The organism is Streptomyces sp. CB01373 (assembly GCF_002803075.1).
Classification (GTDB): Bacteria; Actinomycetota; Actinomycetes; order Streptomycetales; family Streptomycetaceae; genus Streptomyces.
Genome location: NZ_NNBK01000001.1, coordinates 266,935 through 290,889, shown reverse-complemented (window position 1 = coordinate 290,889; position 23,955 = coordinate 266,935). Strand labels below are relative to the sequence as shown.

The following is a 23,955-nucleotide window of genomic DNA, read 5'->3' as shown; positions in this document are numbered from 1 at the left end:
GACCATCACCGACATCCGCAGGGCCTCAAAGACGATCTACCCTGTCGGACGACTTGTGCGGCTTGCTCACGCACGACGAGTTCACGCAGAGCTTCGCATAGATCATTTCGCAGGCGCGCCGGCTTGCCCCCGACCAAGTGCTCCTTGGTCCGGATCGCGAGCTCGGGGCCGAGGGTGACGTCGGTGATGCCGAGTTCCTCGCGGAGTCCCCTATGCTCACGAGGCAGTTGGTATGAAGAGTCCAGCGTCGATCGGGGACTGACAACGGGTCCCAGTACGCGTAGCCGCGTCGGCCGCAACCGCATTGCTGCAGCGTGTGATGTGCCAGGACCTTGGCGTTGAGGGAACGACCAAGGTCCCTGGCGGCCTGTTATTCCTCAGTGGGAGCCGGAGCTAGGCCCGTCGGGCAGGACGCCCCCCAGTTCGTCTCGAAGGGGTCACTTAGCTTGACCCCCGTCCCGCCCAGCCCGCAGTACCCGCCTGGGTTTTCGCTGTCCGAAAGGTACTGCTGGTGGTACAGCTCTCCGAGGCAAAAGTCGTGATTCTTCCGCGAAGCGTCTCGTCACGGTGTCGCCAGATGGGCATGCCGGGTATCCGTTCGCCCCGAACGGGCAAGCGTCCTACTCTCGGCACATGAATGGGCCACTCGTCGCAATCCTCAGCGGTGCAGGCATTTCCACTGATTCCGGAATCTCTGATTATCGCGGCCCGAACGGGCTGTGGCGGAAGGATCCCGAGGCCGAGAAGCTCGTGACCTACGAGTACTACATGGGCGATCCGGAGATCCGGCGGCGGTCCTGGGGGATGTGGCGGAAGAACCGCGCGCTCACGGCCGAGCCGAACGCCGCGCACCGGGCCGTGGCCGAGCTGGAGCGGGCCGCGGTGCCGGTCAGGGTGATCACACAGAACGTGGACGGACTGCACCAGCTCGCCGGGATGCCCGCCCGCAAGGTGCTGGAACTGCACGGCAGCGTACGCAGTGTGGTGTGCACTCAGTGTCACGCACGCGGACCCACGGAGGACGCCCTCGCCCGGGTCGAAGCCGGAGAAGAGGACCCGCCCTGCCGGGAATGCGGCGGCATCCTGAAGTCGGCCACCGTGATGTTCGGCGAGCGCCTCGATCCGCAGGTGCTCGGGGAGGCGGTCGCGATCACCAAGGCATGCCAGGTCTTCATCGCCGTCGGCACCAGCCTGCAGGTCCAGCCCGCCGCCGGGCTCGCCGGCGTGGCCGCCGACCACGGGGCACGGCTGATCATCGTCAACGCCGAGCCGACCCCGTACGACGATCACGCCGACGAGGTGATCCGCGAACCAATCGGCACAGCCCTGCCCCAACTTCTGCGTCGACTGAGCCCGGAGAGTAAATAATCCCTTTAGGTTTCTGGTTCCGGCGGGCCGCACTTTGCGGTTGGCATCATTGCCGACTCTTCAGCGCGACGGCGTCCGTCAGAACGAGTCCGATCCCCGAAACGCGAAGAAGGAGTCGAGGCGATGACGAAGTACCTCATCTCGTTCCCCAGTGCCGCCATGGTCTTTCCCGACGAGGATCTGCAGTCCGTCTCGGATGCGGCTCACGCGGTCGTGAAGGAGGCGAAGGACGCCGGCGTGTGGGTGTTCGGTGGTGGCATCGACGAGAGCGTGCCGCCTGTCATGGTCGGTGGCGACGGGACTGTGACCGAGGGCACCTACGATCAGACGAAGCAGATCGAAGGCGGCTACTCGGTGCTGGAGCTGCCCTCCCGCGAGGCGGCGTTGGAGTGGGCAGCGAAGATCGCGGTCGCCTGCCGATGCGCGCAGGAGGTGCGCGCCTTTCAGTACGACCCCGACAGCTGACCGGCAATCGCCTCCACCGACGCAGCGGACAGATCGAGCTCAAGCCATCCGAGCGAGCCGCCGTTTCATCGTCCGGCGGTATTGGCGGATGCGGGTTCCCCGACCTCGCCGGCAGCGCGCCACCATCGGTATGGGGACCAGCGGTCGACGTCGGCTGCAGAGACCCGACTCTGTTGCGTTACACCCACCGATGCCTTGCGATTCGCGGATCCCTGACTACCGCGGGCCGAACGGGCTGTGGCGGCGGGATCCCGAGGCCGAGAAGCTTGTGACGTACGAGTACTACATGGGCGATCCGGAGATCCGGCGGCGATCCTGGCAGATGCGGCGGAAGAACCGCGCGCTCGCCGCCGAGCCGAACGCCGCGCACCGGGCCGTGGCCGAGCTCGAGCGGGCCGGGGTCCCGGTCAGGGTGATCACACAGAACGTCGACGGACTGCACCAGCTCGCCGGGATGCCCGCCCGCTAAGTGCTGGAACTGCACGGCAGCGTGCGGAGTGTGGTGTGCACGCGGTGTCATGCACGCGGGCCCATGGAGGACGCCCTCGCCCGCGTCGACGCCGGCGAGGACGATCCGCCGTGCCTGGACTGCGGCGGGATCCTGAAGTCGGCCACCGTGATGTTCGGCGAGCGGCTCGACCCGGTGGTGCTCGGCGAGGCGGTCGCGATCACCAAGGCCTGCACGGTGTTCATCGCGGTCGGCACCAGCCTCCAGGTACAGCCGGCCGCCGGACTCGCGGGCGTGGCCGCCGGACTCGCGGGCGTGGCCGCCGGACTCGCGGGCGTGGCCGCCGACCACGGCGCACGGCTGATCATCGTCAACGCCGAGCCGACCCCGTACGACGACATCGCCGACGAGATCGTGCGCGAGCCGATCGGCACCGCTCTGCCCAAACTGCTGCGCCGGCTGACCGCCGGGGACGATCACTCCGCGGGTCGTACTCCGCTCGCAGGGATCGCAGACGATCCCAATCGGCGGCTGTGAACGATCGCCTGGCACGCGACGGGTCGGCGGTCAGGTTGGTTTCGGCGATGCAGTGGCCGGTCCCGAACGGCTCCAACGTGCGCATGGCGTCGCGCAGCCAGTACACGTTGACGTCATCATGCACGGGATCGGCCCAGACGGCGTAGGGAACGACATAGCTCTCCCCGAGTACGGAGAACGCCATGTTCCGCAGCAACTCGTCCTCCTGCGAGGCAGAGAGGGCAGTTCCGCAGCGGACGCAGGGCGTCAACGGCTACGCCGCCGTCCCTCAGGGGTGAACCGCACCAGCTGTGTCCGCCCGCGGTAGGCCAGTCGCGGTCCGCTGGACACGGCCTGCCTGACGGCTTCCTGAACTGAGCGTGCCTTCGATACGTGAGCGCCAGGTGTGTTCGCTCATGACGGCCTCCTCGTCGTGAGCATCTCCCGGGGCCGGCTGTCAGCCGGTGGTCAGGCCGAAGATCACGACGAATGCCAGCCAGCAGATCGCCACCAGTGCGGCACCTGCCACGTCGATGCGCAGGGATCGTGCCTTGCCGGGCATCAGCCAGAAGGCGAGGGCTCTGTTCACCAACGGCATCAGCAGCCAGGTCAGGATGCTCACGCTCAACACGTTCGAGATGAACAAGGCGGCGTATCCGGGCAGGCCGAGAGCGGCAAGTCGGGGGCCCACCACGAGGTTGAGGATCTCGACGGTGGGATAGAGGGCCAGCACCACGGACATGGCCTGCTTCCAGTTGGGCGGAGCGCCCTCTTCCGTACCCTGCTCGAAGCGGAACCAGCTGCCGAACGCGGATCCGACCTTGCGCACGTCGTAGGAGACGAAGGTTTCCCGCCCTTCGTCGAGGAGCTTTCGACGAGTGGTGGACTCGAGCCACCTGTCCAGGTGTTGACGGGTGTCGAAGCGGAAGACGGCGACCCACTTGTCCTGGACCCCCTTCACGGGCCGGAACAACTCCGAGCCCATGAAGCCAGGGAACTTCCGCTGAGCCGACAGGATCTTCTCCTGCCAGCTCACGAATACCCGCTCCTGGTCGGGTCGCACGTCGTGCGAGACCACCGCGGTGACGGCGTCACGGACGGGCGTGCCGCCCGCGAGAACTTCCTGTGTGGGGGCCTCCTCGAACAGGTCGCGCCCCTGTTCGAGGAGTTCACGGCGCGTGTCAGAGCCCATCCATGCGGTCAGCTGATCCAGATGGGAGAAGCGGAAGACGACGATCCACTCGTTTCCCTCGGCGGAGGGCGGAGGGTACTGCTCCGCGCCCTCGAACCCGTCGAATTCACCTGCGACCTCGTTGGTCCGATCCTGCCAGCGACGGTAGTCGTCCTCGCATCCCGGCCGGACCTTCTGCGAGATCACCACGGTCGCGCTGTCATCGTGGGAGCCAGGAGTTGCACGAGGACTCACGCCTCCTAGAGTAGATAAAAGGCGTAAGTGCCGCAAAAGTTGCGTGGGATCGGAGGCGCCGGGATGGGACACAGGGAGCACCTGGCCGAAGCGGCGCAGTTGGCCACCGAATCGGTCGAGAACGGCTGGGGAGGCCCGTTCGGCGCGGTGATCACCCATGGTGACGAAGTGATCGCTCGCGGCCAGAACCGCGTGCTGCTCACGGCGGACCCGACCGCGCACGGCGAGGTGGAGGCCATACGCAAGGCCGTGCAGTACCTGAACCCTGATGCCCCCACGGTCTCGGAGGACCACCAGAACGAGTACACGCTGGAGTTGGTGCCCCGTCCCGAAGGGTCCCCGGACATCTTGCCGGAGCGTGCCCGCATGCTCCAGGGATGCTCGATCTACACCAGCGGCGCGCCCTGTCCCATGTGCATGAGCGCCATCTACTGGGCGCGAATCGAAGCCGTTTACTACAGCTGCGACTGGAAAGCCACTCAGGAGATCGGGTTCAGCGACGACTTCCAGTACGAGGACTTCCAGCGGCCGCCGGACCAGCGGAGCATCAGCCTCCAGCAGATGTACCCCGAACTGGGCGCCCAGGCCTACCAGACCTGGCAGAACAAGCCGAACCACCACCCGTACTGACGGGCACTCACCGCTAGTCTGTCCACGTGATCGACGAGCCAACGCTCGACTTCCGAAGATTTCCGGGGTTGGGAAGGAGTGCGTACCTGGCACTCCCTCTCCTACGACCTGACCCTCTCGGCGGAGCACCGCTCCGGTGGTCACGTCGAACTGACCTGGGGTATCAACGACCGGGCACCGTCCGAGACATGGCATTTCGAGACCACCACGGCCGGGACCCGCAGGCCGGTCGGGGGCTATGACTTCGACAAGTACCGCCGCCTACTGTGGGAGCGCGGCATCGAACCGGTGATCGCCCGACGAGGTGTCGCGGCGTGCTGATCTCCACGTCGGTCTGCTTCAACTCGCGTGCAGCATTGTCTGCCTGCGTCGGCTGTGCCCATCAGGATGAGTGCCCATCAGGATGAGGAAGGGGTCAGGACGGTGGACTCCGAAGGCCAGCCGAGTACGGTCAGTTCGGGCCACTGCTGTCGCCATCGGGCCGTCTTGGTCTCGTACACCTCGCGCGGGGCAAGCACCGGATTGGGACGGACGACGAGATTGAACACGTCGGCGAGCCCGTGCGGCGCATAGACGCGCCATTGCCCGTCCGGCTCAAAGCGCACGCCCAGGCAACAGGTGGTGGCCGCGAAGCTGTCGATGGCAGCCTCCGTGGAGGTATAGGGAGTGCACGGGACGCCGAACTTCTGCTCGTACCAGAGGTGGACGCGGGCCTCGTTACGAATCTCGACCTCTGCCGGCAGCCCGGCGAAGGCTTCGCCGGCGGCCTTGATCACCACGTCCTCCGCCTCCCACGAGAGGTCGTGGTTGTCAAAGTAGAAGACGTCGTAATCCTTGATGCCGCTGGTGGGGTGCCTGTCCGTGACCACGTTCCAGACAGTCTGGAACAGGCAACCCGCCGTCAGGTACCAGCCGGGCAGCCCCAGCGCTGCCGTGCGGTTCAGCACCTCCAACAGCACCTCGTTGCGGGACAGCACGGACTTCAGGGCAGCGAGCTGCTCGTCGAGCGGGAGGCGACCGATCACGGCTCAATGGCTACCACGCGGCAGGCGTAGAAGCCCATGCGTAAGAGCACCTGACAGAAAGCCTTGGTCGTAGCCATATCCCCTTCCTGGCTGAGTCGGCAGTGCTGCGGGAGGCGCTCGGGCCCGAGCTGTACGAGGCCGTACTGGACGTCCGCCGCGCGGAGGCGGAGCTGTTCGCGATGTTCACCGACGCGGACGTCAACGAGGCCGTCCGCCGGCGGTATTGACTGGCTACTCCTCGGGCTCCCAGGCGATCAGCTGCTCGAACACCTGCTGGTCGCCCTCGATCTTCAGGTCGCTCAGCGTGAGGCGGCCCCAGACGAAGAGGAGCAGCTGCTCGGCCGTGCCCGTGGCCGAAGCGGAGGCGGGCGCTGCGTCTTCCGTGAGGGGTGCGGGCCAGGCGCCGGTGCCGTCCAGCGTGAGGAGCCAGGAGCGGCCCTCGGTGGCGTGGTAGTGGATGGTGGCGGCCTCGTGCGGCCAGGCCGACGGGGTGGAGTTGCAGGTGTCGAGAAACTCGGCCACGCCGTCGATCGCGACGTCCGCCGGCATCGGCTGCACGGCGCCTGCGGCGAGCTGGGCGTCGTAGGCGTGCACCAGCACCTCGTGCACCCGGCGCCGGGCAACGCCCCAGGCATTCGCCGGGGACACGCCGGCGCCCCACCACGCCCAGCACTCGCGCTCCGGGCCGGCCTCGCGCAGCGCACTCAGCAGCAGCTCGTTCGAATCGGCGTACCAGGCCAGCAGCGCCTCGAGCTCGCGCGGCACCTCCGCGGCATCCTTGGCCGGCGGAGCCTCGGCCGGGCCCGCGGTGACGATCGCGGCCCACCAGCGCTGGCCCGTACCCAGGTGCTGCACCAGATCGAACAACGTCCACTCGGGGCAGGACGGCACCGGCGCGTCAAGGCTGGGCGCGGCGGCAACCGCACTCCGGAACGCGGCCGACCGCTCGTCGATCAGTTGCAGCAGGGCGGAATACTCAAGACTCTCTGTCACATCGCTTATGTATCAACCCACCTCAGCCGACCGCACCCTCTTTTCCAGGCCGTCAGCTGCGGGAGTCGGAGCACCTAATAGAAGGCCTGGTCGTAGCCATGTCCCCTTCCTGGCCGGCTCGTCGGGATGACATCTGGGACACTCATGGGTGCACCGTAGGCGCTACCCGGGACAACGGGTGATGGAGACCAGGCCTGTTGGCCATACTTGAGCAGATCACGAACTCGGTGTTCAGAAGAGGGCAGCTCCGCGTTCGAAGTCCAGCAGGCGTTGCTTTCTGGGCAGGCCGCCGCCGTAGCCGGTGAGGCTGCCGCCCGTGCCGATCACGCGGTGGCAGGGGACGATGATGCCGACGGGGTTCTTGCCGTTGGCGAGGCCCACCGCGCGGGAGGCGCCCGGCTTGCCGAGGGCGGTGGCGAGGTCGCCGTAGGAGCGGGTCTCGCCGTAGGGGATCTTCCGGAGTTGGTCCCAGACGCTGCGCTGGAACGGGGTTCCGCGCAGGCGCAGTGGGACGGTGAACTCCTTCAACTCGCCCCCGAAGTAGGCCTCCAGCTGCTCGACGGCCTCGCCGAAGGGGGCGTCGTCCGGCTCGCCGAAGGACTCCTCCGGCGGGCGGTGGCGCTGCTCGGTCATGTACAGGCCGCACAGGACGCCGTCGTCGGCGACGAGGGTGAGCAGGTCGTAGGGGCTGTCGATCACGGTGTACTGCTTCATGGCGAACGTCCTCAGACGGGAAGGAAGTTGATCGGGTGACTGTCGGTCGCCCACAGGTACTGCACGGCGTACGCCCGCCAGGGCCGCCAGGCCGCCGCGCGGGCGGTGAGCGCGGCCGGGGTGGACGGCAGGCCGAGTTCCTGTGCGGCGCGCCGGATGCCGAGGTCGGTGGGGAGGAAGGCGTCGGGGTCGCCGAGGGCGCGCATGGCGATGACGTCGGCGGTCCAGGGGCCGAAGCCGGGAAGTGCCAGAAGGCGGGCGCGGGTCTCCTCCCAGTCGCTCTCCACGCCCAAGTGGAGTGTTCCGTCGCCTAGTTGACGGGCCAGGGTGAGCAGGGTCGTACGCCGGGTGCGGGGCATCGCCAGTGACTCGGGGTCGAGGGCGGCCAGGGCCTCGGGCGCGGGGAAGAGGTGGGAGAGGCCGCCCTCGGGGTCGTCGACGGGCTCGCCGTGCGCGGCGGCCAGGCGGCCGGCGTGAGTGCGGGCGGCGGCCGTGGAGACCTGCTGGCCGAGCACGGCCCGCAGCGCGAACTCACCCTCGTCCACCGTGCGCGGTACGCGCCGGCCCGGGGCCTTGTCGACCAGGGGCGCGAGGAACGGGTCGGTGCGCAGTTGGTCGTCGATCGCGACCGGGTCGGCGTCCAGGTCGAGCATGCGCCGGCAGCGGCTGATGGCGACCGGCAGGTCCCGCAGGTCACCGAGGGTGAGGCGGCAGGCGATGTGGTCCGGCTTCGGGGTCAGCGCGGCGATCCCGTGGCCGTAGGGCAGGCGCAGGGTCCTGCGGTAGGCACCGTCGCGCCACTCCTCGACGCCGGGTACGGCGGTGGCCGCGAGGTGGCCGAAGAGGTTGTCGGGGTTGAGCGGGGCACGGAACGGCAGGCGCAGACAGAGGGTGCCCGGAGAGGCGCCCGGGGTGCCTGAGGTGCCCGTAAGCGTGCCGCCGCCGGTCGTACGCGCCCGCACCGGAACCCGCGTGCGCAACCCGCTCGGCGACAGGGCGAACACCTCGCGCACGGTGTCGTTGAAGGTGCGGATCGAGGAGAAGCCGGCGGCGAAGGCGATCTCCGCCATGGGCAGATCGGTGGTCTCGATCAGCAGCCGGGCGGTCTGGGCGCGCTGGGCGCGGGCGAGCGCGAGCGGGCCGGCGCCGAGTTCGGCGCGGAGCTGGCGTTCGATCTGGCGGGTGCTGTAGCCGAGGCGGGCGGCGAGTCCCGGCACGCCCTCGCGGTCCACGACTCCGTCGGCGATCAGCCGCATGGCGCGCGCCACGGCGTCCGCGCGCTGGTTCCACTCCGGTGAACCGGGGCTGGTGTCGGGGCGGCAGCGCTTGCAGGCCCGGAAGCCGGCCTGCTGGCAGGCGGCCGCGCTCGGGTAGAAGGTCATGTTCTCCGGCTTGGGCGGCACCACCGGGCAGCTCGGCCGGCAGTAGATGCCGGTGGTCAGCACGGCGGTGAAGAACCAGCCGTCGAAGCGCGCGTCCTTGGACTGGACCGCGCGCACGCAGCGCTCCCGGTGGGTGTGCATCCCTTTCTGCATGCCTCCAGCATCCGGCACCGGACGGTCCGGAGCTAGCGGGAATCCGACATCGCCCTTGTGTGTCCTGGGGCCGTACTCATCGCCTCGCGCAGGGCGAGATCCTTCGACGCTCCGGAGGCGGAAGGCGATCCTGGAAGCGGCGATCCTGGAAGCATGGAGCAGGAGCCGCTCATCACCTTCGGACACGGTACGGCGGACCGCGAACGCCTCACGGAGCTGATCCGCGGGGCGGGGATCGCCGCCGTCGTGGACATCAGGACCGCACCCGGAAGCCGCCACAACCCGGATGCGGGCCGTGAGCGGCTGCGGCAGTGGCTGCCCGAAGCCGGAATCCCCTACCGCTGGGAATCGCGACTGGGCGGCTTCCGCAAACTGCCTGCGGACTCCCCCGACACGGTCTGGCGCAACGACGCCTTCCGCGGTTACGCCGCGCATACGCGCACGGATGAGTTCCTCGACGCGATCGCGCAGCTCCTGGACGAGGCCGCTGAGCGGCGGACGGCCGTCATGTGCGCGGAGGCGGTCTGGTGGCGCTGCCACCGCCGCATCGTCGCCGACTTCGTGGTGCTCGCCCGGGGACGGCCCGTCCTGCACCTGATGCCCGCCGGCCGGCTCGTTCCTCACCGGCTGAGCGAGGGTGTGCGTCTGCGCGAGGACGGCCTGCTCGTCTACGACGGTCAGGGAGGTAAGGGGGGTCAGGGGTCTTCGGACCGCCCCGAAGAGGGCCGCGCGCGGTCAGGCCGCGGTACCTAGTGCGGTGCCGGGCGTCGCGAGCCGGTGAACCTTTCCGGTCGCGGCACTAGGGTGGGGAATGCAGTTCTGTGGTGACGGGGAGGGGCCAAGGGCGGTTCTGAACCATGAGGGATGTACATCGACTCCAGTCCGTCCCGACGAGCCGGGGCAGTGGCAGCGTGCTCGCGGCGTGGGAACGGTTCGTGCAGGGCGAGGACCATGTCCCGGACGTAAGGCCCCTGGTGGCGATCTCCTGGCATCGCTGCCGGGAGCAGTACCGGGTCGATCCGCACCTCACCCGGGCCCCGGTGGCCGTGGCGGAGCCCGACCACACGCCCGAGCAGGAAGTCGTGTTCGCCGAGCTGGGTTTCCGTGCCGCCTCCGTGGCGCACGAGGTGGGCAGTCTCGGCGGCGTCGTCACCGTCACCGATGCCACCGGCCGGATCGTGGCCGAGTGGGGTGATCAGGCCACGCTCGCCCGGGCCGGCGAGTCCCGTCTGGCGCCCTGGTTCTGCTGGTCCGAGTGCGCGGCCGGCACGAACGGCATGGGCACCGCGATGGAGGCGCACGGCCCGGTGGCGATCAGGGGCGCGGAGCACTGGTGCCGGGCGTTCCACGACTGGGTCTGCGCGGGCGTCGCGGTACGGGACGTGGTGACCAGGGAACCGATCGCGGTCCTGGGCATCTGCTGCTGGCGCAACCCGCTTCCCGAGTCCGCGGGCGGCTGGCTGGCGAACGCGCTCACCATGACCCAGTACCCGCTGAAGAGGCGCGCCCGGGACAGCGGCGCCGAGCTGGTCGCGGCCTGCGCCCAGGCCAGGGCGCACTCCGGTGGGGCGCTCGCGGCGGTGGACACCGCGGGCAAGGTGGTGATCGCCGACGACATGGCGAGCGTGCTCCTCGGCGTCCCCGCCTGTACTCCGGCGGTCGACCCGACACTGCGCTGGAATCCCGGGCTGCCGGAGCTGATCGCGGCCGTCCGGTACGCCACCGGGCAGGCTGCCCACGACTCCGACTGGGTGGGCTCGACGCAGATCTTCGCCCGTCTCGCCGACGAGCCGACGTCGATCGGATTCCGGCCCGTGTTCTCGTCCGGGCATCTGATCGGGCACCTGGTCTCGTTCGGTGCCTCCGACGGCGCGCGGGTGCCGCAGGTGGAGGGGCCCGCCGACGCCCGGCCCGCACGCCCCCGGCCCACGCGTCCTCGAGTGGGGCCGCGCCGGCTGGTCGCGGTACGCGGCAACCGGCTGGTGCTGCTGCGGCTGCCGGAGGTCTCCTTCGCCGAGTCGCGGGGAAACGGCGTGTGGCTCTCCACCGATCAGGGCCGGCTGCGGGCCGCCTCCGTGAGCCTGGACAAGCTCGACGGCGAGCTGGCGGACGCCGGCTTCCTGCGGGTGCACCGCCGGTACGTGGTCAACCTCGACCGCATCCGGGAGATCGAGCGCGGACTCAAGGGCGAGCTGTCCCTGGTCATGGACGGCCACGCCGACGAAATGGTGCCGGTCTCCCGGCGGAACGCGCCGGCCGTGCGCCGGGCGCTGGACCTCTGAGTCCGCCCGCACCACCACTGTCCCGGAAGGAGGTTCCCGTGACCGGCAGCCAGGGCCCCGTCGGCGGCGGGAGGAGTGTCGGGGGCGCGGCCAACCGCGACTGGTGGCCGAACCGGCTGGACCTCGGGGCCCTCCGGAAACACCCCGCCGAGGCCGACCCCATGGGCGCGGACTTCGACTACGCCGCGGAGTTCCGGACCCTCGACCTCGACGCCCTGGCACGGGACGTCGACGAGGTGCTGACGACGTCGCAGGAGTGGTGGCCGGCCGACTTCGGCCACTACGGGCCGCTCGTGCTCCGGATGGTGTGGCATTGCGCCGGGACGTACCGCGCCGCCGACGGCCGCGGTGGCGCGGGTGCCGGCATGCAGCGTTTCGCGCCGCTGAACAGCTGGCCGGACAACCGCAACCTCGACAAGGCGCGCCGACTGCTCTGGCCGGTGAAGAAGAAGTACGGCCGCAGGATCTCCTGGGCGGACCTGATGGTCTTCGCGGGCAACCGGGCCCTGGAGACGATGGGCTTCACGACCTTCGGCTTCGCCGGTGGCCGGGCGGACGTGTGGGAGTCCGACGAGGACGTCCACTGGGGCCCCGAGCGCGCCTGGCTCGGCGACGAACGCCACAACGGCGTCCACGAGTTGGACAGCCCCCTGGCCGCCGACCAGATGGGCCTCATCTACGTCAATCCGGAAGGGCCGAACACCGTCCCGGACCCGCTCACCGCCGCCCGGGACATCCGCGACACGTTCCGGCGCATGGGCATGAACGACGAGGAGACCGTCGCGCTGATCGCGGGCGGCCACACGTTCGGCAAGACCCACGGCGCGGCCGACCCGGACACCCATCTCGGCCCCGAGCCCGAGGGCGCCCCGCTCGAACAGCAGGGCCTGGGCTGGAAGAGCGGTTACGGCACCGGCAAGGGCGCGGACGCCATCTCCAGCGGCCTGGAGGGTACGTGGACGCCCACCCCGACGACCTGGGACAACGGGTTTCTGGAAACCCTCTTCGGCTACGAGTGGCAGCTGGAGCTGAGTCCCGGCGGTCTGTGGCAGTGGATCCCGAAGGACGGCGGCGGGGCCGGCACCGTGCCGGACGCCCACGACCCGTCGGCGACCCACGCCCCGACGATTCTGACGACGGACCTCGCGCTGCGCTCGGACCCGGTCTACGAACCCATCGCGCGGCGCTACCTCGAACACCCGGACCGGCTCGCGGACGCGTTCGCCAGGACCTGGTTCAAGCTGACGCACCTCGACATGGGCCCGGTCCAGCGCTACCTGGGACCGCTGGTCCCGCGGGAGACGCTGCTGTGGCAGGACCCGGTCCCCGCCGTGGACCACGAACTCGTCGGCGAGGCGGACATCGCCGCGCTCAAGAGCCGGATCCTCGCCTCCGGACTGTCGGTCCCCCAGCTCGTCTCGACGGCGTGGGCATCGGCCTCGACCTTCCGTGTCAGCGACAAGCGCGGCGGGGCGAACGGTGCGCGCGTCCGCCTGGAGCCGCAGCGGGGCTGGGAGGTCAACGAGCCCGACACACTGGCACGGGTGCTGCGCACCCTGGAGGGGATCCAGGAGTCCTTCAACGGCTCCCAGGCCGGGGACAAGCGGGTCTCGCTTGCCGACCTCATCGTGCTCGGCGGAGCCGCCGCCGTCGAAGAGGCCGCCAGGACCGCCGGCCACGACGTCCGGGTCCCGTTCGCCCCGGGACGTACGGACGCCTCGCAGGAGTGGACCGACGTGGAGTCCTTCGCCGCGCTCGAACCGGCCGCGGACGGGTTCCGCAACTACCGCGGCAAGGGCGACCGGCTGCCGCCCGAGCACTCGCTGGTCGACCGTGCCGGCCTGCTGGACCTGAGCGCGCCGGAGATGACCGTCCTCGTGGGCGGCCTGCGGGTGCTCGGGGCCAACCACCAGCGGTCGCCCCTGGGCGTCCTCACCACGGCGCCCGGGGCGCTGACCAACGACTTCTTCGTGAACCTGCTCGACATGGGCACGGAATGGCGGCCGACGTCCGCGACCGCGGAGGCCTTCGAGGGCCGCGACCGCGCCACCGGAGAGGTCAAGTGGACCGGCAGCCGCGTCGACCTCGTCTTCGGCGCGCACTCCGAGCTGCGTGCCCTCGCGGAGGTCTACGCGAGCGACGACGCGCCGGAGAGGTTCGTACGGGACTTCGTCGCGGCATGGGACAAGGTCATGAATCTCGACCGCTACGACCTCACCCGAACCTGACTCCCCCCGCGCCTCCCAGCGGCGGCACATCGGGCACGAACGGTGGCCGATCGCGGACGAACGGCACGAGCCGCCCTGCGTCAGCCCTGCGGCGTAGCGTGCGTATTGATGACCAATTTTTTACCCTTTTTCGGATTCGGGTGAGGAGCGTGAGGCCCCGATGACGACCGCGCATGACCGAGCCGATCTGCTGGACAGTATCGGGTTGGCCGGACAGAACAAGGCAGCGCTGGGCCAGGTGCTGGGGACCGGCACCATTGGGCAGGCCACCGTGGGGCCGGACGGCCGTATGCGGGCCACCCTTCGCATCAACCCGGACGAGCTGGCCTGGGACCCCTCCATCCTGGTCATGCCACATGGAGGCGACATCGAGCTCGAACTCATCAATGACGACCAGAACACGCACTGCGCGCTCCTGCCCAGCAACGGCGACCGGAAGTTCATCTGGCTGGTGAACCAGTCACGAGGACGGGCTGCCCTCAACCTCGACGGGCCCGGCTACTACTGGTACGGCTCGCCCACGGGCAACGACGAGGGCCGCGGGCTGACCGGAGCCATCGTCGTCATGGGCGACGCTCCGCCGGAGGCCCGCCTCGACCGCCCCGAACAGCCGCGCCCGTAGGAAGCCCGTAGGAAGAAGGAGGTGGAGCACATGTCCGTCGACTACGTGGACGCGGGCTGGGCCGTCGACCAGGGAACCCTGAGCGGCAAGGTCGCGGGCGGGGAGATCGCGCCGCCCGTGGTGGCCGGCGTCGACTACGAGCGCCTGCTCAACGCCCGCCAGGAGCCCCAGAACTGGCTCACCTACTACGGCGCCTACGACGGGCAGCGGTACAGCCCGCTGGACCAGATCAACACGGAGACAGTCAAGCGCATGGTCCCCGCGTGGGTGTTCCAGGCCGGCACGACCGGTCTGATCGCGGGCTCGTCGACCTACTCGTTCGAGGCCGCCCCGGTCGTCGTGGACGGGGTCATGTTCGTCTCCGGCTGGGACGGCTGGGTCTGGGCCCTCAACGCGAAGACGGGGGTGGAGATCTGGCGGTACAAGCACGCGGTCCCCTTCGACGTGTCCCTGTGCTGCGGGAACGTCAACCGCGGGGTGGCCGTGGCTCAGGGGAAGGTCTTCTTCGTCACGGCGAACGCCCGTGTGCTCGCGCTCGACGCCACCACCGGCAAGCGGGTGTGGGACAGGACCTACGGTGACGTCCGGGCCGGGGAGAGCGCCACGCTCGCCCCTCTGGTCGTGAAGAACATGGTCATCGTGGGGAGCTCGGGCGGCGAGTTCGGCGTACGGGGACACCTCGACGCGTTCGACGTCGAGACCGGCGAGCACCAGTGGCGCTGCTACACGGTGCCCAAGCCCGGGGAGCCCGGCTCGGAAACCTGGCCCGCGGACGGCGAGGCCTGGGCCCGGGGCGGGGCGAACTGCTGGGTCACCGGCACCTTCGACCCGGAGACCAACCTGCTGTACGTCGGCACCGGCAACCCGGCGCCCGACTTCGACGGAGCCGTCCGCGAGGGCGACAACCTCTTCACCGACAGCATCATCGCCGTCGACGTGGACAGCGGCCGGATCCGCTGGCACTACCAGTGCACCCCGCACGACGTCTGGGACTACGACAGCATCGGCGAGTGCATCCTGTTCGAGCAGGACAGGCGCAAACTGCTCGGGCACTTCGACAAGAACGGCTACTTCTTCGTACTCGACCGCATCAACGGCGAGCGGATCAGCATCACCCCGTTCGTGGACCGCATCACATGGGGAGCGATCACGAGGGACGGCCAGGTGACGGCCAAGTCGTACCCCGACAAGGAGGGAGTGCCGGTCCACTTCTACCCGGGTCCGGCCGGTGCCAAGGAATGGACCCACGCGGCCTACAGTCCGAAGACCGGGCTCTTCTACGTCCCGGTCCAGGACACCGGGGCCACGGCCACCCGGCGGCGCCGGGAGTTCAAGGAGAGCATTCCGTACTGGGGCGCGGGCGTTCAGGTGGACATCGAGGACATGGCCGGGTCCATCAGCGCGTTCGACGCCAGCGGCGAGGAGAAGTGGCGCCGGCGCAACGAACTGCCGATGTGCGCCTCGGTGCTGGCCACCGGCGGCGACCTCGTGTTCGCAGGTAAACCCTCCGGGGAGTTCGTCGCGCTCGACGCCCGCACCGGGGAGACGCTGTGGCAGTTCCAGTGCGGAAGCGGCCACCACAGCAACCCGACCACCTACATGGTCGAGGGCAGGCAGTACATCGCCGTGCCCGTCGGCTGGGGCGGCTGGGCCGAGGGGTTCCTGCCCGGCATGCTCGGCGCGGGGCACGGAAGCGCCCTGATGGTCTTCGCCCTCCCGGAATCGCCATAGCGCGTGACCGGACCTGCCCGGTCCGGGCGGAGAGGAGGTGAATCCATGGAGTCCCAGCTCGAAGTGTGGGAGACGCCCGAGTTCGAGGAGATCGCGGTCGCGGCCGAGGTGACCATGTACGTCGCCAGGCTGGAGGACTGACCGCGGACCGGCGAACGCGGGAGGGCGCCGGACCTGGTCCGGCGCCCTCCGGAGGCTCGGTACGGCCACGGGCGGCCATGCGCCTCGAACGGCCACGGGCGGCCGTGAACGGCCGGGCCCGTGACGGGTCCGGACCCTCGACGAACGGAGTGCCGGAGTGTTGCTGCGCGTACTGGGCTCGGCGGCGGGGGGCGGCTCCCCGCAGTGGAACTGCGGCTGCCCGGTGTGCACCGAGGTCCGCTCCCGGACCGGGCTCGCGCGCACGCAGTCGTCGGTCGCGGTCAGCGCCGACGGCCGCAGGTGGTTCCTCGTCAACGCCTCACCCGACGTCCGCACCCAGATCGAGGCCTTCCCCGGCCTGCACCCGCACGACGACCGCACCACGCCGCTGGAGGCGGTGCTGCTCACCGACGCCGAGCTGGACCACACGCTCGGCCTGCTCCTGCTGCGCGAGGCCCGCGCCCTGCGGCTGTACGCCACACCCGCGACGCACGAGACCCTGCTCAGCGGCTCGGGGATCCTGCGCACGCTCGAACGCTACTGCCCGGTCGAGTGGCGGGCGGTGGCCCCCGGCGTCTGTCTCGCCCTGGCGGACGGGCTGTCCTGCCGGGCGTTCGACGTGCCCACCAGCAAGCGAGACCGCTTCGGAACCGGGACGGACCACGGCCGCGTCGTCGGCTACCGGCTGACCGACGAGCGCAGCGGGGCAACGCTGGTGTACCTGCCGGGGGTGCAGTCGCTGACGCCGGAGCTGCGCGCGGAGATCGAGGGCTGCGCCTGCCTGCTGATCGACGGAACCTGCTGGCGCGACGACGAGCTCGTACGGCTCGGCCTGGCCGCCAAGACGTCCCGGGAGATGGGCCATCTGCCCATCGACGGCCCGGACGGCAGCCTGGCCCAGCTCCCGTCGCTCGGCGTGGGCCGGACGATCTTCGTGCACATGAACAACACCAATCCGGTCCTTCTGGAGGACACGCCCGAGCGGCGTACCGTGGAGGAGAGCGGCATGGAAGTGGCCATGGACGGTCTGGAAGTCCGGGTGTAGAGCCGTGACGACAACGACGACCACGAGGACCGGCGCCGAAGGCTTCGTCGAGGCGCTGCGGGACCACTCGCGGCGGTACCACGACCAGCACCCGTTCCACGTCCGGATGAACGCCGGCCGGCTCAGTCGCGGACAGATCCGGGGCTGGGTGGCCAACCGCTTCTACTACCAGGAGAACATCCCCCGCAAGGACGCCGCGATCCTCTCCAACTGTCCGGACGTGGAGGTACGGCGCCGCTGGATCCGACGGATCCTCGACCACGACGGCACCGCCGCCGGCGAGGGCGGCATCGAGGCATGGCTGCGTCTCGGCGAGGCCGCCGGGCTGACCCGCGAGGAGGTCCGGGACCACCGGCACCTGGTGCCCGGGGTGCGGTTCGCCGTCGACGCCTACGTCACCTTCACACGGACCCGCCCGTGGGTGGAAGCGGTGGCGTCCTCGCTCACCGAGCTGTTCGCGCCGGACCTGATGGCGGCGCGGCTGGCCGCGTTCGAGCGGTGGTACCCGTGGATCGACCCCGAGGGTCTCGCGTATTTCCGGGCCCGCCTGGAGCAGGCGCCCCGCGACTGCGAGCACGCCCTGGAGGTGGTCACCGCGCACTGCCTCTCCACCGAGTCCCAGGCGCGCGCCCTCGACGCGCTGTCGTTCAAGTGCGACGTCCTGTGGAGCCTGATGGACGCCGTCGACCAGGCCTATCCGGAGTGACCATCATGGATCCGACCCCTACCGGAACGAAGCAGACGACCGCCGGAACCCGTCCCGGCGTCGAGGTGTCCGGCTCGGACCGGCCCCGCCTCGCGCGCCATGTCCGGCTGGCCTTCTCCCGGACCAGGCAGCGTCCGGTCCTGCTGCACCCCGAGACGGTGGTGGTGCTGAACGGCAGCGGCGCGGACATCCTGAGGCTGTGCGACGGGCGGCACACCGTGGCCGAGATCGTGGCGGAGCTGGGCGCGCACTACGACTCCGTTCCCGGCGACGAGGTGCGGCGGTTCCTGGCCCGGCTCGTCGCCCGGCGCTGGGTGGAGCTCGCCGATGGATAGCCCGTACGGACTGCTCGCCGAGCTGACCTACCGGTGCCCGCTGGCCTGCCCGTACTGCTCGAACCCGCTGAACCTGGGCGACCACCGGGACGAGCTGGCCACCGAGGAGTGGCAGCGGGTGCTGGCCGAGGCCGCCGACCTGGGGGTGCTCCAGTGCCATCTGTCCGGCGGGGAGCCGCTGCTGCGGCGCGACCTGGTGGAGATCGTGGCGGTCGCTAACGCTCTAGATCTCTACACCAACCTCATCACCAGCGCCGTCGGGTTCTCGCGTCCGAGGGCCGAGCGGTTGCGGGCCGCGGGCCTTGACCATGTGCAGATCAGCATCCAGGCCGACGAGCCGTCCGTGTCCGACCGGATCGCCGGGATCCCGTCGTTCCGGCGCAAGATCGAGGCGATGGGCGTGGTCAAGGAGCTGGGCTGGCCGCTCACCGTGAACGTGGTGCTGCACCGGTACAACATCGACCGCGTCGCCGAGGTGCTCGGGCTGGCCGAGGAGGCGGGCGCGGACCGGGTGGAGCTGGCCAACACCCAGTACTACGGCTGGGCCTGGCGCAACCGTGCCGCGCTGTTGCCGAGCCGGGCCCAGCTGGAGGCGGCCGAGGCCGTCGCACGGGCCGCCCGCGAGCGGCTGCGGGACCGCATGGACATCATCTACGTCCTCCCCGACTACTACAGCCGCTACCCGAAGCCCTGCATGGACGGCTGGGCCTCCCGGATGCTGACGGTGACGCCGAACGGTGACGTGCTGCCCTGTCCGGCCGCCCAGTCCCTGCCGTTGCCGCGGGCCAGTGTGCGGGAGGACTCGCTGGAGCGGATCTGGGCCGACTCCCCGGTGATGAACGCGTTCCGGGGGACCGACTGGATGCCGGAACCCTGCCGGAGCTGCCCCCGGCGGGAGGTCGACTTCGGCGGGTGCCGCTGCCAGGCGTACCTGCTCACCGGCGACGCCTCCCGCACCGACCCGGTCTGCCATCTGTCGCCCGACCACGATCTGGTCGCCCGGGCGGTCGAGGCCGCCAACGCCGGCTCGCGGACCGACGCCCCCGCGCTGGTCCCCCGGGCGCACCGGGCTAGCCGCCGGACACCAGCGGCAGCACCGCGGCGGCGATGATCAGGCTGACGCCGCTCACCAGGTCCGCGCGGATCCGGACGAGTCGCGCGGCGGCCCGCCCGAGCTGGAGCCCGATCAGCGACATCACGGCCGTGATGAGGCCGAAGACGGGGGCCGCGACCCACGGCGAGAGTCCGAGGATCCCGAGGCTCGCCCCGGCCACCAGGTTGTCCAGGCTCAGCGTCAGCGGGATGCCGAACAGCGCCCACGGGTGGTCCAGCTCGTCCGGCTCGGGGTTACGGAGGGCCGAGACGACGAGGTAGAGGCCGTATCCGCCGAGCGCGACCGCGCCCACCACGTCCGCTACGCCCCCGACGGCCTCCCCGATCTCGCGGCCGATCAGCAGCCCGATCAGGGGCATGACCGCGTCCCACAGCCCGAAGGTCAGCGCGACCTGCACCGCTCGTTTCAGGCCGAAGGGGACGGTACCGAGCGCGATCGCCACCCGGAAGTTGTCCAGGCTGAGCACGAAACCCAGGCCCAGCATCTCCCAGATCACGGCGGCGGCCAGGTCAGCCGACCCGCGCCGCGAACGCCGCGTAGGCCCGGTCGTCGAAGAGGACGAAGCGGACCTCCTCTACCGAGGTGCCGGTCTCCCGCACTGTCTCCACCGCGATCCGGGCCGCGTCGTCCATCGGCCAGCGGTAGACGCCCGTGGAGATCGCCGGGAACGCCACGGTGCGCGCGCCCAGTTCGTCGGCGACGTGGAGGGACGTGCGGTAGCAGGAGGCCAGCAGGTGCGAACGGTCCTCGGCGCCGCTGTGGACGGGGCCGACGGTGTGGATCACCCAGAGCGCGTCCAGTTCGCCGGCCGTGGTGGCGACCGCCTGGCCCGTGGGCAGGCCCTTGCCGTACCGGGAGGCGCGCAGGGCGCGGCACTCCTCGAGGATCGCGGGGCCGCCGCGGCGGTGGATGGCGCCGTCGACGCCACCGCCGCCGAGGAGGGAGGAGTTGGCGGCGTTGACGATCGCGTCGGCGCGCTGCCTGGTGATGTCGCCCTGGACGAGCGTGATGGCGGTGGTCATGTCTGACGCAGCCTCCTCCAGACGGCCTTCGCGGCGTTGTGTCCCGACATGCCGTGCACGCCGGGGCCAGGCGGGGTGGCCGACGAGCAGATGAAGACGGCCGGGTGCGGGGTGCTGTACGGGAACAGCGACGGCTTCGGACGCAGCAGGAGCTGGAGCCCGGAGGCCGCGCCGGAGCCGATGTCGCCGCCGACGTAGTTGGCGTTGCGGGCGGCGATCTCGGGTGGTCCTGCGGTGGCGCGGGCGAGTACGCGGTCGCGGAAGCCGGGGGCGAAGCGTTCGAGCTGGCGTTCCACGACGTCGGTGAGGTCGCCGGTCCAGCCGTTGGGGACATGGCCGTACGCCCAGAAGACCTGCTTGCCCTCGGGGGCACGGGTGGGGTCGGCGACGCTGGGCTGGACGGTGATGAGGAAGGGCCGGTCGGGTGCGTGGCCCTCGCGGGACGCGGCGCGCAGTGCGCTGCCGATCTCGGCGCTGTCGGCGCCGATCTGTACGGTGCCGGCGCCGCGGGGCTCCCGCGCGGTCCACGGCACGGGGCCGTCCAGGGCGTAGTCGATCTTGAAGACGCCGGGGCCGTAGCGGTAGCCGTCGTAGTAGCGGCCGAGTCCGGCGATGCGGGCCAGCGCGGTGGGCGAGGTGTCGAAGATGTACGCCCGCGCGGGCGGCAGGTCGTCGAGGCGCTTGACCTCGTAGTCGGTGTGTACGGCGCCGCCGAGGTCCTTGAGGTACGCGGCGAGGGCGTCGGAGATCGCCTGGGAGCCGCCGCGGGCCACCGGCCAGCCGCGGGCGTGCGCGGCGAGCGCGAAGACCAGGCCGACGGCGCCGGTGGCGAAGCCGCCGAGGGGTGCCATGACGTGGGCGACGAGTCCGGCGAAGAGGGTCCTGGCCCGCTCGTCCCGGAATCGGCGCATCAGCCAGGTGGACGGGGGCAGGCCGACCAGGCCGAAGCGGGCCAGGGTGACCGGGTCGCGCGGAAGCGCGGTCAGGGGCAGTGACATGAAGTCGCGGGCGAGGGTGTCCCACCTGGGCAGGAACGGCTGGACCAGCCTGCGGTACGTGCCCGCGTCGCGCGGTCCGAAGGAGGCGGCCGTCTCCGCGACGGACCGGGACAGCACGGCCGCGGTGCCGTCCGGGAAGGGGTGCGCCATGGGCAGCTCGGCGTGCAGCCATTCGAGACCGTAGCGCTCCAGGGGCAGGGCGCGGAACGCGGGCGAGTTGATGCCGAGGGGGTGCGCGGCGGAGCACGGGTCGTGCCGGAAGCCGGGCAGGGTGAGTTCCTCGGTGCGGGCACCTCCGCCCACGGTGTCCCGCGCCTCGAACACCGCCACGTCGAAGCCGCGGCGGGCGAGCTCCACGGCAGCGGTCAGTCCGTTCGGCCCCGCACCCACCACGACGGCATCGAGCATCGACGGCACCTTCGGACCCCCTAGTCAGCCGATGGCCACTCGGCCCCAGGATATGCCGCACCACCGACACGACGGGGGCGGGTCGGCGGGCTCGGGATCCGCCGGGCACCTCGGGCGGCGCCGGCGGGGGCAGGACGGTGCGGGAGGATGCGGCCCGGATGCCTGAGCGGCCTTGGCCGGAGTCGAGGGCGCCGCCCTCTGCCGGGGTCAGCCTGCCAGGGGCGCGCCTTCCGTCTCCGGGGCCGGGAGCAGGTCCGTGATCCGGCGGGCCGTCGCCGCGTCCCGGGCCGTTGTGAAGGGCAGGGTGTTGCCGCCCGTGATGCGGAAGGGGGCGCCGGTCAGGGTCTGGTGGGTGCCGCCGGCCTCCTCGACCAGGAGCAGGCCCGCCGCGTGGTCCCATGCCGCCTCCCAGCAGAAGACGGTGGCGTCCAACTCACCCCGGGCGATGGCGAGATACTCCAGCCCGGCCGAGCCGCAGGGACGCGGTGCGACCCCGTCCGCCCACAGGCCGCGCAGGGCCTGCTTCTCTTCGTCCGTCGTGTAGTCGGGGTGGGACGTGGCGACTTCGAGGGGCCGCCCCGGCTCGGGCGCACCGCTGCGCAGGCGCACGCCGTCGAGGAAGGCGCCCCGACCGCGTACGGCCGTGGCGAGCTGGTCGCGCGCGGGCGCGTACGTCCAGGAGGCGAGCAGGACCCCGTGCCGGGCGAGCGCGACCAGGGTGCAGAAGCCGGGGTCGCCGTGCACGAACTGCCGTGTGCCGTCGACCGGGTCGACGATCCAGACCGGGGCGTCGCCCTGTATCGCCTCGTACACCGCCGGGTCGGCGTGCACCGCCTCCTCGCCGACCACGACCGAACCCGGCAGCAGGGCGCCGAGCGTGTCCGTGAGATACCGCTCGGCCAGCCGGTCGGCGTCCGTCACCAGGTCGTGCGGTCCCGCCTTCTGATCCACCTCGTGCTCCGCCAGCCGGCGGAAGCGGGGCATGATCTCGGCCGCGGCCGCCTTGCGGACCGCCTCCTCCACGTCGGCCGAGTGACGTGCGAGAAACTCTTCGATGGTTTCCGTCTCTTCGATCATGCCTCCATGAGAACATGCCCCACTGACATTCCCCGCCGAGCCGGTGCACTCCGGGTGGAATCGGCGTGAACACCCGTCATCGGACATCGGGGAACGGTCGGTGGACGCCCGCGTCCGGCGCGCGCCGGACGCCGCCCGGCCGCCTCACCGGCCGACCGCGTACCCCTGCATCCCCCGCGGGTTGGCGGCCGCGGACAGGATGCCCGTCTCGGGGCAGCGCGCGACGGCGCACAGGCGCCCCTCGGACCACGGCCCGCCCACGGTCACGTCATGACCGCGGCGCCGCAGCTCGCTGACGGCCTCCGCGTCCATGCGGGACTCGACGGTAACGCTGCCGGGGCGCGTCCCGCGCGGGTAGCCCGGCGGCGCAGAAGCCGGCCCGAGGCTGGTGGCGTTGTTCGCGGCACCCGCCGCGAGCTCGCGACGGGAACTGTTGCCGTGCTGCCGGCCTGGGTCTGCGGCGCGGCTAACCCCCGCACGGTCGTGGCTCCGATCGCGACTGCGGCGCGAAGTACCGGTCTGGCGGATGTGCGCACGTTTCCCCTTGGATGAGACGTCGAGAGCCAGTTGAAATGGTTCCAACTGCCCCTGAGAACGCGGAAAACTTACACACGCCGCAGAGCTGTACATGATCAATGCAGTTCGCACCACACGGTCTTGCTGCCGGGCCACTGGTCCACTCCCCACCGCAGGCTCAGCGCGTCGAGCAGGGCGAGGCCGCGGCCGGACTCGTCGTTCTCGTCGGACGTCCGGCACAGGACGGGCAGGGCGCGCGGGTCCGGGTCGGTGACCTCCAGTCGCGTGCGGTCCCGGGTGCGGGACACGCGGACGGTCACGGGGACGCCCTCGCCGAGGTGGCGGATGACGTTGGTGAGGAGTTCGCTCACACAGAGCTCGAGGTCGGCGCACGGCTCGGCCGCGTACGCGCGGATCTCCCTGCGCACCTCCCGCACCTCCCCCGGCGTGGCGAGCAGTTCCAGCGTCAGGGGCGGCCGCAGCACGCCACCCCCTACGTGGCCCACAAGGCCCTCGGCGCGGTCCTGTACCTCGGAGTGGTCGTGCATCGGTGGTTCACACCTTCCAGTGCGCTCTGTGACGAACTGCTCACAGTCTGGTGGCGTGCCGC

Annotated in this window: 24 protein-coding genes and 4 pseudogenes; 16 read left to right on the top strand and 12 right to left on the bottom strand. The window is 70.7% G+C overall.

The features are described 5' to 3' along the window. Nucleotides 1–370: 370 nt before the first annotated feature. Nucleotides 371–535: pseudogene (locus CG719_RS36090) on the bottom strand (peptide-methionine (S)-S-oxide reductase MsrA); the annotation flags it as partial. A 98-nt stretch (nt 536–633) separates the two neighbouring features. On the opposite strand from CG719_RS36090, the gene CG719_RS01375 reads away from it, so the two are divergent. From CG719_RS01375 to CG719_RS01365, 3 genes and pseudogenes are all read left to right on the top strand, one after another. Further along, nucleotides 634–1,368: an SIR2 family NAD-dependent protein deacylase gene (locus CG719_RS01375; protein ID WP_100566575.1), complete on the top strand. Its 735-nt coding sequence runs from the start codon at nt 634–636 to the stop codon at nt 1,366–1,368. A 123-nt stretch (nt 1,369–1,491) separates the two neighbouring features. Continuing rightward, the gene (locus CG719_RS01370) at nt 1,492–1,833 is read left to right on the top strand and encodes a YciI family protein (protein ID WP_100566574.1); all 342 of its coding nucleotides are present in this window, start codon (nt 1,492–1,494) and stop codon (nt 1,831–1,833) included. Nucleotides 1,834–2,023: 190 nt separating this feature from the next. Then, nucleotides 2,024–2,818 (top strand): annotated as a pseudogene (locus tag CG719_RS01365) (SIR2 family NAD-dependent protein deacylase). Nucleotides 2,819–3,254: 436 nt separating this feature from the next. Here the strand turns inward: CG719_RS01365 and CG719_RS01360 are convergent. Further along, nucleotides 3,255–4,223, bottom strand: a complete 969-nt coding sequence (locus tag CG719_RS01360; protein ID WP_234375365.1) for an antibiotic biosynthesis monooxygenase — start codon at nt 4,221–4,223, stop codon at nt 3,255–3,257. 63 nt (nt 4,224–4,286) lie between these two features. On the opposite strand from CG719_RS01360, the gene CG719_RS01355 reads away from it, so the two are divergent. Beyond that, on the top strand, nt 4,287–4,853 hold the full coding sequence (locus CG719_RS01355) for a nucleoside deaminase (RefSeq protein ID WP_100566573.1): 567 nt from the start codon (nt 4,287–4,289) through the stop codon (nt 4,851–4,853). Nucleotides 4,854–4,916: 63 nt separating this feature from the next. Next, nucleotides 4,917–5,174, top strand: a pseudogene (locus CG719_RS37495) (DUF6228 family protein); the annotation flags it as partial. A gap of 77 nt (nt 5,175–5,251) precedes the next feature. Here CG719_RS37495 and CG719_RS01345 read toward each other — a convergent pair. After that, nucleotides 5,252–5,878, bottom strand: coding sequence for a nucleotidyltransferase family protein (locus tag CG719_RS01345; RefSeq protein WP_100566572.1), 627 nt, complete (start codon nt 5,876–5,878; stop codon nt 5,252–5,254). 101 nt (nt 5,879–5,979) lie between these two features. On the opposite strand from CG719_RS01345, the gene CG719_RS37045 reads away from it, so the two are divergent. Next, nucleotides 5,980–6,105 (top strand): hypothetical protein, encoded by a 126-nt coding sequence (locus CG719_RS37045; RefSeq protein ID WP_267895313.1) that lies wholly within the window; start codon nt 5,980–5,982, stop codon nt 6,103–6,105. Between the two features lie 4 nt (nt 6,106–6,109). On the opposite strand, the gene CG719_RS01340 is transcribed toward CG719_RS37045, so the two are convergent. From CG719_RS01340 to CG719_RS01330, 3 genes are all read right to left on the bottom strand, one after another. Then, nucleotides 6,110–6,871, bottom strand: a complete 762-nt coding sequence (locus CG719_RS01340) for a maleylpyruvate isomerase family mycothiol-dependent enzyme (RefSeq protein ID WP_100566571.1) — start codon at nt 6,869–6,871, stop codon at nt 6,110–6,112. 231 nt (nt 6,872–7,102) lie between these two features. Beyond that, a complete protein-coding gene (locus CG719_RS01335; RefSeq protein WP_100566570.1) occupies nt 7,103–7,585 on the bottom strand; it encodes a methylated-DNA--[protein]-cysteine S-methyltransferase in 483 nt (160 codons plus the stop codon). Nucleotides 7,586–7,596: 11 nt separating this feature from the next. Continuing rightward, the gene (locus CG719_RS01330; protein WP_324838178.1) at nt 7,597–9,120 is read right to left on the bottom strand and encodes an AlkA N-terminal domain-containing protein; all 1,524 of its coding nucleotides are present in this window, start codon (nt 9,118–9,120) and stop codon (nt 7,597–7,599) included. A 153-nt stretch (nt 9,121–9,273) separates the two neighbouring features. Here CG719_RS01330 and CG719_RS01325 point away from each other — a divergent pair, with 153 nt between their 5' ends. From CG719_RS01325 to pqqE, 10 genes are all read left to right on the top strand, one after another. Beyond that, nucleotides 9,274–9,873, top strand: coding sequence for a DUF488 domain-containing protein (locus CG719_RS01325; protein WP_100566568.1), 600 nt, complete (start codon nt 9,274–9,276; stop codon nt 9,871–9,873). Between the two features lie 104 nt (nt 9,874–9,977). After that, nucleotides 9,978–11,402, top strand: a complete 1,425-nt coding sequence (locus CG719_RS01320; RefSeq protein ID WP_100566567.1) for a DNA-binding protein — start codon at nt 9,978–9,980, stop codon at nt 11,400–11,402. A gap of 38 nt (nt 11,403–11,440) precedes the next feature. Next, a complete protein-coding gene (gene katG / locus CG719_RS01315) occupies nt 11,441–13,630 on the top strand; it encodes a catalase/peroxidase HPI (RefSeq protein ID WP_234375364.1) in 2,190 nt (729 codons plus the stop codon). Nucleotides 13,631–13,790: 160 nt separating this feature from the next. Then, a complete protein-coding gene (locus tag CG719_RS01310) occupies nt 13,791–14,252 on the top strand; it encodes an MSMEG_3727 family PQQ-associated protein (protein WP_100566566.1) in 462 nt (153 codons plus the stop codon). A 30-nt stretch (nt 14,253–14,282) separates the two neighbouring features. Further along, the gene (locus CG719_RS01305; protein WP_100566565.1) at nt 14,283–15,983 is read left to right on the top strand and encodes a PQQ-dependent dehydrogenase, methanol/ethanol family; all 1,701 of its coding nucleotides are present in this window, start codon (nt 14,283–14,285) and stop codon (nt 15,981–15,983) included. A 45-nt stretch (nt 15,984–16,028) separates the two neighbouring features. Then, a complete protein-coding gene (gene pqqA, locus CG719_RS01300) occupies nt 16,029–16,124 on the top strand; it encodes a pyrroloquinoline quinone precursor peptide PqqA (protein WP_100566564.1) in 96 nt (31 codons plus the stop codon). 157 nt (nt 16,125–16,281) lie between these two features. Further along, on the top strand, nt 16,282–17,169 hold the full coding sequence (gene pqqB, locus CG719_RS01295; protein ID WP_100566563.1) for a pyrroloquinoline quinone biosynthesis protein PqqB: 888 nt from the start codon (nt 16,282–16,284) through the stop codon (nt 17,167–17,169). 4 nt (nt 17,170–17,173) lie between these two features. Further along, a complete protein-coding gene (pqqC, locus tag CG719_RS01290; protein ID WP_100566562.1) occupies nt 17,174–17,875 on the top strand; it encodes a pyrroloquinoline-quinone synthase PqqC in 702 nt (233 codons plus the stop codon). A gap of 5 nt (nt 17,876–17,880) precedes the next feature. Continuing rightward, the gene (gene pqqD / locus CG719_RS01285; RefSeq protein WP_100566762.1) at nt 17,881–18,210 is read left to right on the top strand and encodes a pyrroloquinoline quinone biosynthesis peptide chaperone PqqD; all 330 of its coding nucleotides are present in this window, start codon (nt 17,881–17,883) and stop codon (nt 18,208–18,210) included. Then, nucleotides 18,203–19,321, top strand: coding sequence for a pyrroloquinoline quinone biosynthesis protein PqqE (pqqE, locus tag CG719_RS01280; RefSeq protein WP_100566561.1), 1,119 nt, complete (start codon nt 18,203–18,205; stop codon nt 19,319–19,321). The genes pqqD and pqqE overlap by 8 nt, the downstream gene beginning before the upstream one ends. On the opposite strand, the gene CG719_RS01275 is transcribed toward pqqE, so the two are convergent. From CG719_RS01275 to CG719_RS01250, 6 genes and pseudogenes are all read right to left on the bottom strand, one after another. Continuing rightward, nucleotides 19,281–19,820, bottom strand: a complete 540-nt coding sequence (locus CG719_RS01275; RefSeq protein ID WP_100566560.1) for a manganese efflux pump MntP — start codon at nt 19,818–19,820, stop codon at nt 19,281–19,283. The genes pqqE and CG719_RS01275 overlap by 41 nt on opposite strands. A gap of 13 nt (nt 19,821–19,833) precedes the next feature. Next, nucleotides 19,834–20,346, bottom strand: coding sequence for an O-acetyl-ADP-ribose deacetylase (locus CG719_RS01270; protein ID WP_100566559.1), 513 nt, complete (start codon nt 20,344–20,346; stop codon nt 19,834–19,836). Then, nucleotides 20,343–21,752 (bottom strand): phytoene desaturase family protein, encoded by a 1,410-nt coding sequence (locus tag CG719_RS01265; protein WP_100566558.1) that lies wholly within the window; start codon nt 21,750–21,752, stop codon nt 20,343–20,345. The genes CG719_RS01270 and CG719_RS01265 overlap by 4 nt, the downstream gene beginning before the upstream one ends. Nucleotides 21,753–21,959: 207 nt before the next feature. Continuing rightward, on the bottom strand, nt 21,960–22,829 hold the full coding sequence (locus CG719_RS01260) for an inositol monophosphatase family protein (protein WP_100566557.1): 870 nt from the start codon (nt 22,827–22,829) through the stop codon (nt 21,960–21,962). A 144-nt stretch (nt 22,830–22,973) separates the two neighbouring features. Further along, nucleotides 22,974–23,186: pseudogene (locus tag CG719_RS01255) on the bottom strand (gamma-glutamyltransferase family protein); the annotation flags it as partial. A gap of 275 nt (nt 23,187–23,461) precedes the next feature. Then, nucleotides 23,462–23,893 carry an ATP-binding protein gene (locus CG719_RS01250; RefSeq protein WP_234375363.1) on the bottom strand — a complete coding sequence of 144 codons (432 nt, stop codon included), beginning with the start codon at nt 23,891–23,893 and terminating at the stop codon, nt 23,462–23,464. Nucleotides 23,894–23,955 lie beyond the last annotated feature (62 nt).